The following is a 13,126-nucleotide window of genomic DNA, read 5'->3' on the forward strand; positions in this document are numbered from 1 at the left end:
GCGGCCGGAGCATAGCCGCCCCCGCCCCCGACGTCTCGCTTCGCGGGCCGTCCGGCGCCCCCTCGATCGGCCCTGCCCGCCGTCCTGCCGTATCCGCGAAGCACCTGCGAAGGCCTCATGTCACGGACACGGTGCGCCGATCCGCACGCCCGTGCGCATGCGCCGGCGCGGCCTGCCGCGATAGGATGCCCGCCATGACGGCGGTCCCTCGCGACGCGTGGCCCATGGTCTCTCTCGCCCTCGCGGCGCTCCTGTCCGGCAGGGCGAGCGCCGCGACCGAGCCGGGCAGCCTGCAGAACCCGCTCGAGAAGGCGGCCGACTGCCGCAAGTGCCACGCCTTCGCCAACCCGCCGCAGCACGTCGAGCTGCCCAACGTCTCGCCGATCGCGTGGGCCGGCGGGATGATGGCCAACGCCGCCCGCGACCCGGTGTTCTGGGCCGGCGTGGCGATCGCCGCCCAGGACATGCCCGGCGAGACCAATAGCTGCATCCGCTGCCACTCGCCGCGGGCCTTCGTGGCTGGCCGCGACGACGCCACGGCGATCGACGACCTCGATCCCGACGACCTCTCCGGCGTGGACTGCGACCTCTGTCACCGCATGATCGACGACGGCCTCACCCCGTTCGGCGACGCGCACTACACCATCGACGACGTCGTCGGCGACGCCGGCGACGTGCCCAAGCAGGGCCCGTGGTCCTACGACGGCGGCGACAAGCCGATGCACAGCTGGGTCGTCGGCGACCTGCTGGGCCGCTCCGAGCACTGCGGCACCTGTCACGACGTCACCACCGGGCGCGACCGCCTCGACGACCGCGGCCAGCCGATCGGCGCCAAGTTCAACGAGCAGCGCACCTACAGCGAGTGGCTCGCCAGCGCCTACGCGAGCGAGGGCCTCGAGTTCAAGTCGTGCCAGGACTGCCACATGCCGGCGGTCGACGACGTGGCCGGCTGCGCCGAGTTCAACGGCCAGGGCACCTTCCACCCGACCGGCGGCCGCCGCCACGACCTCGCGGGGGCGAACCGCCGCATGGTCGAGATCTTGAAAACCCTCTACGGCAGCGAGGGCAGCGGCGACATCGAGGACGCGTACTTCGAGGTCGCGCTCGCCGGCATCGACCTGTCGCTGGCCGGGGCCGCCACGCTCGAGGTCACCGCGCCGGCGGAGGTCGACCTCGCCGCGGGCATCGACGCGTGGACGGTCAAGGTCACCAACAACACCGGCCACAAGCTGCCGACCGGCTACTCCGAGGGTCGCGTCATGTGGCTCGAGGTCACCGCGAGCTACTTCGACGAGGTCGTCTACGCCTCGGGCCGGTGGCTCGCCGGCGAGGGCCTCGAGGGTGACCCTCAGCAGCGCACCTACGAGGCGATCGCCGTCCACCAGCAGACCGGCGTCACCAACCATTTGCTGCTCAACGACTACTGGCAGGTCGACAGCAGGATCCCCCCCAAAGGCCTCCAGGCGGGCATCGAGACCGACCCCGTCGGCGACCGCTACACCCCGCTGCCCGACGAGACCTGGCCGCACTGGGACGAGGTCACCTACTCGTTCGGCCCGGGCCAGGCGATCGACACCACCCCCGGCGTGGCCGACGTGCTCGACCTCCGCGTCCGCCTCCTCTACGTCATCAACACCCCGGCCTACCTCGATTTCCTGGCCGACGAGAACCACACCAACAGCGCCGGCGCCGACGCGCGGGCCCTGTTCCCGGCCGAACCTGATCCATTGGTCCTGGCCGAATGGACAGCCTCGGTGCCGGTCGTCGGCCTGGTCGAGGAGGGCGCGACCGACACCGGCGCGACCGACAGCGACACCACCAGCGACACCACCGGCCCGGCGCCGACCACCGGCGCGACGACGGAGCCGACGTCGTCGAGCTCGGGCGCGACGCCCACCAGCACGAGCGGCGGAGCGTCCGACAGCGCGACGACCAGCGGGCAGACCGGCGGCGAAGACGGCTGCGGCTGCCGCCAGAGCAGCCCGGCCGGCAGCCTCGCGCTGCTGCTGCTCGCGCTCGTCCGCCGCCGCCGCCGCTGATTGCCCTGCTGCGCCTCGCCAGCGCCGCGGCCGCTGACGGTCCCCCTGCCAGCGCCGCGGCGATGGCCCGAAGCCACCGCCCTCGCATTGCGGCCACCGCCTGCTGAACCTGCCGGAGCGTCACGGAGATCTCGCAAGCGCAATTCCGCCCACCCCGCCCCTCACCGCGCCTCACGCGCACGAAGAATGAACAGCGTCTCGCCCGCCTCGTGGCAGCTTTCCCGTTAAGCCGCCATCATTTCCGGCCATTTATTTCCCCACTTACTCTTCGCCGACTCGCCTGCCAAACGCCCCCTGCTCGCCTCCTCGCACCGCCCCCGGCCGTGGAGACGCCCCGGCCACCGTTCCCGCGCGGCCTTCACCGACCGCGAGCGCTGCCGTACTGTCACATTCGCCAGGGCACCCGCTTCACCTGACCTTTTGGACATGTGCATCGACCCGCGTTTCGATGAGCGCCCGTTCATCCGCGTCGCCCTCGCGCGGCCCTGGAACCGGTGAACCGCACTTAACTCGACCGCTCGCGGCCTCGCTCGTACTTTGATTGCGTCGAGTCCAGTCGGGGCGCTGCGCAGCTCCTCCGCCTGTCCTCGATCGCCGCCGCTCCGGTGGCGAGAGCGCCGATGCGCCTCCCGTTCGCCGCCGCTGCCCGGCTGCGCCGGCGAGCCCGCCGCGCCGTGCGAGCGTCACGGCGCCGTCCTTCCCCTGCAAGGAGCCGAATGACGGTACCACGATATGCCCCCCCGCACCCCGCGTCGCGCCCCTGCTTGCAATTGGTGTCGTCGCATTCGCGCCGCGCCGCCCCTGGCGACGGCGGCCCGCGCCCCTCGCTCGTCGCCGCGATCGACGATTTGCCGGAGCTCACGGGCGACGTCTTCGTCGCCGCCCTCGCCCGCGAGACCGCCGCCGGCACGCGCGTCCTGGCCTATCACGCCCGCCGCGACGACGACCGCGGCGTCGTCTTGACCGCCGCGCTGGTGCGCCCGCGCGGCCTCGCGGTGATGCGCGGCCGCGCCGTGCCCGACCGCCCGCTGCCGGCCCTGAGCGGCCCGCTCGGCGCCCACGAGCGCCTGCTCGAGCGGACCTACGGCCTGCAGCTCGCCGCCCCGCCTTCGCGCGAAGAATCGACCGACCCGCGCGACATGTGGTTCTGGCCCGCCGACAAGCACCTCGGCCCCGGCGACCGCGACGCGAGCTTCGGCGGCCTCGTCGAGCACGGCCCGCTGCGCCTGCACTGCCGCGGCGACCAGATCCGCGTCGCCGAGCTGCGCCCGCTCGCCGAGCGCGACTTCGAGTCCGCCCTGGGCACGCAGCCGTTCGCCGAGCTGCCCGCGCGGATCGAGGCCCTGCGCGACGAGGGCAGCATCGCCCGCGCCTGGGCCCACGCCCTGGCGATCGAGGGCCTCGCCGGCGTCGAGGTCGACCTCGCCTGCAGCGTGCACCGCGGCGTCGGCCTCGAGCTCGAGCGGATCGCCGGCCACCTCCTCGGCCTCGCTCGCATCGCCCGCGCGATCGGCTGCGGCCCCGCCGCGTCCGAGCTCGAGCGCCTGCACGCCCGCGTCCGCGACCTCCTCGTGCGCCTGTGCGGCGACCCCCACGGGCACGGCTTCATCCGCCCCGGCGGCGCGCCCGAGCCGTTCAACGCTTCCCGCATCGCCGACGTGCGCGCCACCCTCGCTGCGCTGCGCGACGCCTTCGCTCGCACCGGCGCGGGCCTGCTGCGCGCTCGCTCGGTCCAGGCCCGCCTCGACGGCGTCGGGGGTCTCAGCCGCCGCGACGCCGCCCTCGCCGGCCTCGTCGGTCCGGCTGCGCGCGCCAGCGGCCTGGCGCACGACCTCCGGCGCGACCTCCCCGGCCGCCTCTACCGCCGCCACGAGGTCGAGCTGTTCGTCGAGCACGACGGCGACTGCCTCGCCCGCACCTCCGTGCGCGTGCACGAGGTCGAGGCCGCCCTCGCGTGGATCCTCGGCTGCGTCGCCGGGGCCGCCGCTGCGCGTACCTCGGGGATCGCCCCGCTCGCCGCGCGTCACCTGGCGATCGCCGCCGTCGAGGGCGCGCGCGGGCCGATCGTCCATTTGCTCGAGACCGACGCCACCGGTCAGCTGATCGACTATCGCGCCCAGGACCCCGCCATGTTCGCCTGGCCCGCCCTGGCCACCGCCGTGCGCGGCGGCTCGCTCGCCGACGTGCCCCTGTGCGGCCACAGCCTCGACCTCTCGCTCGGCGGCCCCGCCTGCTGATGCTCTCACGGGCGCGCCCGCCGACCTCCGTCCTCGACCTCCTCGCCACGCACGACTCACCCACCGGCTTCGATCATGCAGGCACCCACTCCAGCCACCGTCGCCAAGATCCTCGTCGTCGAGGACAACCGCAAGCTCGCCAGCTTCCTCTCGCGCGCGCTCTCCGAGGAGGGCTACGTCGTCGACCTCGTCGAGGACGGCGCGGTCGCGGTGTCGCAGGCGCGCAGCATCCCCTACAACCTCGTGATCCTCGACTGGATGCTGCCCTCGCTCGACGGCCTCCACGTCTGCCGCGCCCTGAGGACCGCGGGCAAGACCGTCCCGATCCTCATGCTCACCGCCCGCGCCGACTTCTGTGACCGGATCTCCGGCCTCGACGCCGGCGCCGACGATTTTTTACCCAAGCCGTTCGACCTCAGCGAGCTGCTCGCCCGCGTGCGCGCCCTCGGCCGTCGCGGCCAGCGCGACCGCTTCCTCGAGGTCGGCCTGCTGCGCATCGATCGCCAGGACCGCACCGTCTGCTTCGCCGGCGTCGACCTCGACCTCACCCACCGCGAGTTCATGCTGCTCGGCTACCTCGCGCGCGAGGCCGGCCGCGTCGTCTCCCGCCTCGAGCTGCTGCAAAACGTGTGGGAGGCCACCTACGACCCCGGCACCAACATGATCGACGTCCACGTCAAGAACCTGCGGACCAAGCTCGGCGAGCACGCGGGCATGATCGAGACGGTGCGCGGCGTCGGCTATCGCTGGCACACCGAGGTCGACATTCTCTCGCCCGAGGCCCGCTCCTGAGCCCCCGCTCGCATTCTCATAAACCTTCGAACATGTTCCCGAGAACATGCTCCTATGCGCATGCTCATTTAGACATGTTCTTTCGCGCATGTCACGGGGCGCGCTTGCGCCGGCCCGGGTCGAACCACACCGCCACCTCGATCCCGAGGTTGAGCTCGACCCCGCCGATGGCCGCCAGCGCCGGCTCCCCCGGGCGCGCCAGCAGCGGCTTGCGCGGCCCGCCTGCGCCTGGCTCCCCCGAGGCCCACAGCTCCGCGCGCGCCCCGGCGCGCACCGCCACGGCCGGGAGACGCAGCCAGAAGCCCGGCGACAGCCGCAGCCCGCCGCCGAGCAGCGGCCGCGACCCGCCGCGGATCACCGTCGCCTCGCCGCCTGCCAGGCCCCACCACTCGACCCCGACCAGCCCGACGATCGGCAGCTCGAACGCCCGCACCCGCACGCCGAAGCCCGCCCCCGCCGCCATCCGCACGCGCACCAGCGTGTGGCGATCGACCGGGGCCACCGTCGCCCGCACCTCGACCGCCGCGATCGCCCCGCGACGCCAGCGCAGGTCGAGCCCGAGCCCGAACATCGCGCCGCGCACCCCCGCGAGCGGCCGGTCGAGCCCGAACGAGGCCCCGTCGTAGCGGACCAGGCCGAGCTCGAGCGCGGGCACCCGCGGCTTCGCAGGCGCGGGCAACCGCGGACAAAGCTGCACCTCGGGACATGTCCTATTAGAAATGTCCTTCGGGACAGGCGACTGCGGCGGTGGTGCGGCGGCGATCGCCGGCGGCACCGGCACGTCGCGCTGATCGGGGGCGACCGAGTCGTCCTCGATGGCGGCGATCAGCAGCGCCAGCGCGGCCGCCACCGGGCGCGCGGGCGGCTCGTCCTCGGTGTCGACGACGCGGAAATAGGCCCGCCCGTCAGCGAGGATCAGCGCCACCTGCACCTGCGTCGGCGACGTCCGCCGCAGGTCGACGAACGCGCGCAGGCCGTCGCCCACGGGCAGCGCCTCGCCCTGCTGCGCCAGCGCCAGCGACGGCAAGCGCACCCGCAGCGCCCGCGCGACGTCGGCGAACACCAGCCCCTCGACGTGCACCAGCGCCCCGGCGATCGTCAGCGCCCGCACGCCGACCGGGCCTTCGCTCGCGCCCATCTGCACTGCTGCGGGAGGTCCCGTGCTCGCATCCCTCGGCGCTGCGTCAGGACTCGAGCTCGCGTCGCTTGGCGGCGAAGGCACGCTCGCTCCCGACATCGCTGGAGGCGACGTGGCCGTATGGCGCTTCGCCCCCCGATCGTCCCTCGGTGGCGAAGGCTCGCTCGCTCCCGGCGCCGCAGAAGGTGACGCGACTGCGTCACGCTTCGCCCCCTGTTCGTCCCTCGGTGGCGGAGCCACGCTCGCAGGCGACAGGGCCGCATCACGCTTCGCTCCCTGATCGTCCCTCGGTGACGAACGCTCGCTCGCTCCCGGCGCCGCGTCACGCTTCGCCGCCTGATCGTCCCTCGGTGGCGAAGGCTCGCTCGCTCCCGGCGCCGCGGACGACAGGGCCGCATCACGCTTCGCCGCCCCGCCAGGCGCGGCGGTCGGGCTCGTCAGCGCGAGCGCGAGCAGAGGAGCGAAGAGCACGGCGAGCCGCTATATAGCCCGCCGGGGCCGACGCGGCGAGGGCTGCCGGCAGGTGCGTGTCGACTCGCGCAATCTCGCCACGCTCACCGCCGCGGCTCGATCGGGGTGCCTCGCCTCACTGCATGTTGCGCCCGACCTGAGGCGAGCAGACGCGAACCTCGGCTACAGGCGCAACCGACCAGCGTGGCCGATCGTCCTGGGCATGTTGCCCGGGACAAGCCGTCGCGCCGGTCGACTCGAGGCGACCGGCGCGTGACGAGCGGACGCAGCAGCCCTCGTCAGCCGCGGGCGCTCGTTCGTGATCCCTGCCGTCAGGGCTGGCCGAGGCAATCGGCGAGCTTCTGATCGCACACGGCAGGCTCGCCCCCTTGCTCGAGGCACCCCTGGTGCTGCTCGAAGCACTCGAACGGCGGCGGCGGCTCCGGCGGGCCCGCGCACAGCTCCCACTGCGCCTTGCACTCCTCCGGGGCGATGCCCTCTTGCAAGCACAGCTCGAGCTCGAGGTCGCAACCATTCGGCGGCGGCGGCTCGCCGAGGCACTCCTGCAGCGCCCCCTCGCACTCCGACGGATCGATCCCCTGCTCGAGGCACTGCTGGAAATGCCAGTGGCACTCGTCCGGCGCCGGCGGCTGGCCCAGGCACTCCTGCAATTGCGCCTCGCACTCGGCCGGATCGATCCCCTGCTGCAGGCACCCCTCGAATTGCCACTTGCAGTCGTCCGGCGGCGGCGGCGGCGGCTCGCCGAGGCACTCTTGCAGCGCCCCCTCGCACTCCGACGGATCGATCCCCTGCTCGAGGCACTGCTGGAAATGCCAGTGGCACTCGTCCGGCGCCGGCGGCTGGCCCAGGCACTCCTGCAACTGCGCCTCGCACTCGGCCGGATCGATCCCCTGCTGCAGGCACCCCTCGAATTGCCACTTGCAGCCGTCGGGCGGCGGCGGCGGCTCGCCGAGGCACTCTTGCAGCGCCCCCTCGCACTCCGACGGATCGATCCCCTGCTCGAGGCACTCCTGGAAATGCCAGTGGCACTCGTCCGGCGCCGGCGGCGGCTCGCCGACGCACTGCTGCCATTGCGCCTCGCACTCGCCCGGGTCGTTGCCCTGCTCGAGGCAGATCTCGAGCTGCAGCTTGCACGCGTCCTCCGCCGGCGGCGGGCACGGGTCCGGCGGGCACAGCTGCTCGCAGACCTCGACCGGATGGCCCTGCTCGAGGCACTTCACCAGCTCGCCCTTGCAGTCGGGCGGCGGCTGAACGCACTGCTCGAACTCGGCCTTGCAGAGCGTCGGGTCGACGCCCGCCTCGAAGCAGAGCTGCAGCTGCCATTCGCAGTCCGGCGGCTCGGGCGCCGGCGGCGGCGCGCAGCCCTCGAGCAGCGGCGCGCACTCCTCGGCCGTGTGGCCCTGGTCGAGGCAGCCCACGTATTGCTGCTTGCAATCGTCGGGGGCCGGCTCGTCGTCCCCGTCTTTCTCCTCGAGGTCGACCTTCACGTCGCAGCCGGTGGGGACCAGCACGGTGAACACCGTGCACGAGAACAGGAGGCCGAGTCGGCGCAGCAGGGGCAGTGTAGTCATTTCAACGTCCTTCTTGCGATGCGTTCGCACGGTGAGTGGCCCGGCCCGGGCCGCGATTACAGCCGACCCTCACGAATTGTGATTCACGGCGGCTGACAATCGGGCGGGCCGATGAACACGTCGTCCACGCTCCAGCCCGCGATCGGCGGCAGCCCCGGCTCCGGGTGGTGATGACAAAAACGAACCATCAGCCCGGGGTTGCGAAAGGGCGTGATGTCGATCGCGTGCGGCGTCCACTCGGGATCCTCGAACGGCTCGTTCTTGCTCTCGAACACCGCCAACCATTCCTTGCCGGTCCACACATCGACGCGCGCGCTCGCTGGCAGCCGCGGCGGCAGCGGCACGAGCGAGATCTGACTCCAGTAGTGCAGCAGGAGCGGCTCCGGCCCCTCCTGCAGCTCGATCGGCGGGCTGGTGAGGCAGGCGTCCATCGGCAACGGCTCGTCCGGCAAGCACCCGCCGATCGCGGCGCCCGCGAGCATGTTGTCGTCGCCGGGGCTGTGATCCTCGGCCGGATCCTCGAGCCCGTTGAAGGCGCACGCGGAGGGCTTCGCCGGGCCGATCATCCACGGCGGATCGGTCAGCCACGTCCCGGGATCGGTGAAATCGGCGAACAGGATCGGCAGCCCCGGCTTGCCGAAGCACTGACCCCCGGCGCAAAAATCATCGAAGGTGCAGCCGAGCCCGTCGTCGCACGGCGCGCCGTCCTCGAGCAGCTCGATCGCACAGTTGCCGGAGGCCGGGTTGCAGAAGCCCTGCTGGCACGCGCCGCCGTGCCCGCTGCAATCGCGCGGCACCCCGGTGCATGCGCCGGCGATGCATACGTTGGCCTCGGTGCAGAGGTCGCCGTCGTCGCACTTGATGCCCTCGAGCTCGACGTAAGAGCACTGCCCGCCGTCGCACTGCGGCTGGCGACACGGCTCGTCCGGACAATCCTCGGCGACCCGGCACTGCAGCGGCGGTCGGCACAGCCCGGCCTCGCACAGCCCGCCGGCGCAGTCCCACGGCCCGGAGCACTGCTGCCCCGGCCCGCACGGCGGACACACCGGCCCGCCGCAGTCGAGGTCGGTCTCGGCCCCGTTGATGATTCCGTCGAAGCACGGCTCGACCGGCGCCGGCGGCGGCTCGGAGAGCGCCGTATCTGTCCCCGAGGACATGGTCTCCGAGACGGCCTCGGTGGCGCTGGCGCTGTCGACGAACTCGTAAGTCACCGGTCGACAGCCCGCGAGCGCCCATCCTGCGAGGATCACCCGCAGCGCACAGAGCCTCATCCTCATGGCTCGCCCTCGAGCACGCGGGCCGCCTGGTGGCGATGCACGCCGTTCGGAAAGTCGGCCGCGTAATCGCGCCAGCAGGCCGCGCGTTGGCCCTCCTCGGCCCGGCGGCACAGGCCCGCGCGCGCGTCGTCGGCGTAGCGCCCGCGCGGGAATTGGCGCAAGTAACTGCGCCACAGCGCGACCTCCTCGTCGCCGCCGTGGCGCTGGCGCGCGAGCGAGAACAGATCGCCGTAGGCCAGGTCGGCCGCGCGCGAGCCCGGCGCGAGCGCGGCGATCTCCCGGTACAGCGCCTCGGCCCCGGCGAGGTCGCCCGCCTCCCAGCTCGCCTCGGCCTCGGCGTCGAGCCGCCGCAGCCGGTCCGCCCGCGACTCGCCCCGCGCTCGCGCGGCCGCCTTTTCGGGCTGGCCCTTTGGACCTGTCTCTTCAACCATGGTCTTCGGGTCATGCTCGACGGCCGGCGCGACCTCGACGGGCGCCTCGGGCTCCGGCGCGCTCGCCGGCCGCACCCGCTCGACGCTCTTCGGCGCGGGCGCGACCTCGTGGCGGGGCGGCGACGCCTGGTCGTGAAACGGCGCCTGCAGGGCCGTGTCGGGCCCGCCCTGCCCGCGGGTCAGCAGCGGGCGAGCACCGAACGCCAGGCCCGCCACCGCCGCCGCCGCCGCCAACCACATCCACGGCCGCGTCGCCGCTCGCCTGGCCTTCGGGACAGGTACTGGCGGCGGCCCGGCTGCGCGCACGGCCGCACAATCGGCGTCGATCTCCGCTCGCGCCGCTACCAGCAGCGCCGCGAATTCGGCCTGCTCGCGCGCCGGCACCCGCCCGCTCGGATCGCCGCGCAGCTGCGCCACCGGGGCCAGCGCGCGCACCTCGACCAGCGCGCCGGCCGGCACCCGCCTCGGGTCGCGCGCGTGGGCCTCGGCGACCACCGCGGCGAAGTCGGGCGCGAGCTCGCGACGCATCGCCCGGGCCAGGTCGTCGGCCGCCGCTTCGACGAGGACATCGAGGTCCTTCACGTCGGCTCCTCCTCCTGCGGCGGGAGCACGCCCCACTCCACCAATTGTTTGCGGATCCGCTGACGCGCCCGGCTGGCCCGCACGGCCAGGTTGCCAGGCGAGATCGCAAGCTGCTCCGCGGCCTCCTCGGGGCTCAGGCCCTCGAGGTCGCGCAGCACGAAGGCGACGCGCAGGTGGTCCGGCAAGCCCTCGAGCGCAGCGTAGAGCGCCCGCACGCGCTGGCGCTGGTGGAGCGCCCCGTCGAGCGGCTGCACGCCGGCGCCGAGCGAGTGCATCACCTCGAGCCGCGCGTGCGCCTTGGCGGTGCTGCGCTGCGATCGCCAGTGATTGCGCACCACGTTGATCGCCACGCCGTGCAGCCAGGTCGACAGCTGCGAGCGACCGTCGAACGCGGCGATCTTCAGCAGCGCCTGGACGAACGTCTCCTGCACCAATTCTTCGCTCAGGCCGGCGTCGCCGGTCAGCGCGCGGACGTGGCGATAGACCCGCTCGTAGTGGTCCTGGTAGAGCCGCGACCACGCGCTCATCTCCCCGGCCTTGGCCCGCTGGACCAATTGTTCGGTGCTCGCCCGCTGCGGCGGGGCGGCGGGCGAGGTCGGGCCCGGGAGAGAGGGCACCGGCCGGAGGTGACTGCCAGGGGTCATGCGCTCGGACCGGTGAGCCGCGCGAGCGGCCCCCAGATTACAACCAATCGCAAAAACACCGATGCGGACCCCCTGCGGGCCGCATACGCGCGCTCAGGGAGCGTTGACGCCGCGCAGCGCGGCCGCGTGGGTGGCCACGCCGATCGCCGCCGGCGCGCCCCACAGGATGTTGCCGCGGAAGCCGATGTAGAACATCCCCGCCGCCGGCGTGCGCGCGCGCTCGGGCACGTCCTCGCGCGCCAGCGGGCTGTCGAACTGGCCGCCGAGCACGATCGCCCCGAAGCCGCCGAGGCCGATGCCGACGTCGGCGACGAAGCCGATCGGGCTGCGCACGTTGTCGAACCGCCCGTCGGGCTTCTGGATGCCGGCGACCTTGAACGCCAGGCCGCTCGAGAACTCGATCGTCGGCGACCAGCGGGTCCGCTTGAACCAGTAGCGGCCGGCGAAGCCGACGTTGCCCCACACATCTTTGCTGTCGCTGGCGATGATGCCGCCCTTGGGGCCGAGCGACACGCGGGTGTACTTGAACGACCCGCGCGACTCGACCAGCGTCGGGATGCTGACCCACACGTCGTATTGCACGCGGGCCGAGCTCCACCGGTAAAGGTCGCCCGGCGAGGTCACGTCGCCCTGGCGCACGCGGTAGGCGTAGCCCGAGGTCGCCTGCACCTCGACCACCAGGCCGCAGGTCGGGTCGGCGATCAGGCAGCGCCAGCGCGACCGCCGTTCGCTGGCCGGCGGGCTCGCCTCGAGCCCGTGACGCGCGCGCAGCTGCTGCATGTCGGTCGTGCTGTAGAACGGCGGGCCCTGCTGCTCTGCCGGCGCGGGCGTGGCGGCGTCGGCCGGCGGTGCCGCGGTCTCGGCCACCGGCACCGGCACCGGCGGCTCGATCGGCGCCGCGGGCACGGCCCCGGTCGCGGCCGGGTCCCAGGCCGGCAAGGCCTTCGGCGCCTGCACCGGCGGCGCGCTCGTCTCAGTCCCGGCCGGCGTCGTCGCCGTCGCGGTGGCGCTCGTGGTCGTCGTCGTCGTGCCGGTCGAGGTCGTGGTCGTCGTCGTGCTCGTCGAGCTCGGCGTCTGCACCGGCGGCGGCGCGCTCGTCGGCGTCTGCACCGGCGGCTGCGCGAGCGTCAGCGAGATGGCCCAAAAGGCAGGTAGGAGCGCGCTCATTGCATCGCTCCTCCGGCCAGCAGGCCGAGCAAGACGAGGCCGATCGCCGGCAACGCGGGGATGGCGTGGGCGCGGAAGCCCGTGATCACGCGGGTGTCGCCGTCGAGGAAATCACCGCTGACGAACAGCCCGCCCCAGCCGCCCCAGCCGGCCGCGACCTCGAGGTGCGTGCCGTTGTACCAGCCGGCGTACGTGAGCACCGACGAGCGGACCACGCCGACGGTCAGGTCGATGTGGAAGGCGTTGCGCTTCTGGCTCAGCCACAGCTGATTGACGAGACCGAAGCGATACGAGGACGTGTGCGGGGTCGTCTGCAGCACCTCGTCGGGCGCGTCGACGATGGAGCCGGTGTTGGCCATCACGCCGGTGCCGCGCGACCAGCTGGCGATCAGCCCGACCGACCACGGGTTCCAGCGCTTGCGCGCCAGCATCACCGGGCGCACCGTGAAGCCGCCGCGGAAGTTGTAGTGGGCGTATGGCAGGTCGACGCCGCGGTCACCGGCGATGCCGTTGATGCCGACGCCGACATCGACGCTGGCGATCAGGGCCGAGCGACACTGCGAGTCCTCGACGAAGCAGAACGCGCCCTGGCCGACGGAGAAGCGCGGCGGTGCGGCCGGCGGCGGCCCGCTGGCGAAGTTCGACTCGCTCGCGGCCACGGGCGCGAAAAACGGCCCGTGCTCGGGGGCAGGACCCGAGGGCGCGGGGGCGGGCGCCTGAACCAGGGCGAGCAGGAGGACGGCCGTAGTCACCGAAAGGACCCCCAGAATGCAGAAC

Annotated in this window: 10 protein-coding genes; 3 read left to right on the plus strand and 7 right to left on the minus strand. The window is 73.2% G+C overall.

Translation table 11 applies throughout. The features are described from left to right. The first annotated feature begins 194 nt into the window (after window positions 1–194). The 3 genes from POL25_RS15520 to POL25_RS15530 all read left to right on the plus strand — a co-directional run bounded on the left by POL25_RS15520 (window position 195) and on the right by POL25_RS15530 (window position 5,068). Window positions 195–2,039: a multiheme c-type cytochrome gene (locus POL25_RS15520; RefSeq protein ID WP_272086794.1), complete on the plus strand. Its 1,845-nt coding sequence runs from the start codon at window positions 195–197 to the stop codon at window positions 2,037–2,039. A 773-nt stretch (window positions 2,040–2,812) separates the two neighbouring features. Next, the gene (locus tag POL25_RS15525) at window positions 2,813–4,276 is read left to right on the plus strand and encodes an NADH-quinone oxidoreductase subunit D-related protein (RefSeq protein WP_272086795.1); all 1,464 of its coding nucleotides are present in this window, start codon (window positions 2,813–2,815) and stop codon (window positions 4,274–4,276) included. 75 nt (window positions 4,277–4,351) lie between these two features. Then, on the plus strand, window positions 4,352–5,068 hold the full coding sequence (locus POL25_RS15530) for a response regulator transcription factor (protein WP_272086796.1): 717 nt from the start codon (window positions 4,352–4,354) through the stop codon (window positions 5,066–5,068). Between the two features lie 91 nt (window positions 5,069–5,159). Here the strand turns inward: POL25_RS15530 and POL25_RS15535 are convergent, their stop codons facing one another. The 7 genes from POL25_RS15535 to POL25_RS15565 form a co-directional block, all read right to left on the minus strand. Then, a complete protein-coding gene (locus POL25_RS15535; protein WP_272086797.1) occupies window positions 5,160–6,212 on the minus strand; it encodes a hypothetical protein in 1,053 nt (350 codons plus the stop codon). A gap of 776 nt (window positions 6,213–6,988) precedes the next feature. Beyond that, window positions 6,989–8,248: a hypothetical protein gene (locus tag POL25_RS15540; RefSeq protein WP_272086798.1), complete on the minus strand. Its 1,260-nt coding sequence runs from the start codon at window positions 8,246–8,248 to the stop codon at window positions 6,989–6,991. Between the two features lie 83 nt (window positions 8,249–8,331). After that, window positions 8,332–9,525 (minus strand): hypothetical protein, encoded by a 1,194-nt coding sequence (locus POL25_RS15545; protein ID WP_272086799.1) that lies wholly within the window; start codon window positions 9,523–9,525, stop codon window positions 8,332–8,334. After that, entirely contained in the window at window positions 9,522–10,538 is a 1,017-nt protein-coding gene (locus POL25_RS15550; protein ID WP_272086800.1) for a serine/threonine-protein kinase, read from the minus strand. The genes POL25_RS15545 and POL25_RS15550 overlap by 4 nt, the downstream gene beginning before the upstream one ends. After that, a complete protein-coding gene (locus tag POL25_RS15555) occupies window positions 10,535–11,155 on the minus strand; it encodes an RNA polymerase sigma factor (RefSeq protein WP_272086801.1) in 621 nt (206 codons plus the stop codon). The genes POL25_RS15550 and POL25_RS15555 overlap by 4 nt, the downstream gene beginning before the upstream one ends. Window positions 11,156–11,275: 120 nt before the next feature. Beyond that, window positions 11,276–12,349, minus strand: coding sequence for a hypothetical protein (locus POL25_RS15560; protein ID WP_272086802.1), 1,074 nt, complete (start codon window positions 12,347–12,349; stop codon window positions 11,276–11,278). Further along, entirely contained in the window at window positions 12,346–13,101 is a 756-nt protein-coding gene (locus tag POL25_RS15565; RefSeq protein ID WP_272086803.1) for a hypothetical protein, read from the minus strand. Before POL25_RS15565 ends, POL25_RS15560 begins: the two co-directional genes overlap by 4 nt. Window positions 13,102–13,126: the final 25 nt, after the last annotated feature.

This window comes from Nannocystis bainbridge (genome assembly GCF_028368995.1).
Classification (GTDB): domain Bacteria; phylum Myxococcota_A; class Polyangia; order Nannocystales; family Nannocystaceae; genus Nannocystis; species Nannocystis bainbridge.